The sequence below is a fragment of the Arthrobacter sp. H35-D1 genome (genome assembly GCF_030063185.1).
GTDB lineage: Bacteria > Actinomycetota > Actinomycetes > Actinomycetales > Micrococcaceae > Specibacter.
Genome location: NZ_JASISP010000083.1, coordinates 1 through 644 on the forward strand (window position 1 = coordinate 1; position 644 = coordinate 644).

1 protein-coding gene is annotated in these 644 nt (G+C 71.4%); it reads right to left on the reverse strand.

The features are described from left to right. Positions 1-604 (reverse strand): putative transposase (locus QMG25_RS20390; protein ID WP_283462962.1); only part of this gene is annotated, 604 nt, incomplete at its 3' end. Positions 605-644: the final 40 nt, after the last annotated feature.

A 644-nucleotide genomic window follows, 5' to 3' on the forward strand; every position in this document is an offset into this window, starting at 1 on the left:
TGTCCTTGCCGTTGCGCACCGTGGTGGAGGTTGCCGGGGTCGCGGTGGTCTCGGCCAGGGGTGCGCGGCGGTAGCTGATCCAGTGTGCGCCGGCGTTGCGGCAGGCAGTAAAGGCGATAGGGAATGCACCGCCCCGGTCAAAGCCGAGCAGGATCGGCGCGTGGGGCCCGATCACCGCCCGGAGCTGGGTGAGCACGCCGGGGAGGTTGGAGGCCAAGGAGGTGGGTTCCCCGGAGCCAAAGACCACGGCCCGGCCGCGGGCATCGGCCAGGACCGTGTCATCGCGCCCGGACTCGGCATGGCGGCGCTTGGTGTTCCAGCCCTTCGCCACCGGCTTCGCCCCGGCGTAGGGCACGAAGTGGTCATCAACGTAGTAGACCGAATCCTCGGCCGGGTCGAAGGCGAGCATCCCGGAAGCAAAGGCCCGCTGCACGGCCAGCGGGTCGGAGCCGTCGGCCAGCGCGGTCAGGCGGGAGCGCAGTGTCGCCAACTCCGGGACCATGGTGATCCCGGCGGCCGGGCCGAGTTCGCCCCGGCGCAGGTGCTTGAACCCCTCCATCGTCCCGGCCCCGAGGGCGAAGCCCAGTGTTGCTGTGGTGAGCACCGCCAGGTTGTCATACCGCCTCGCCGGCGCCCCGGCCAGG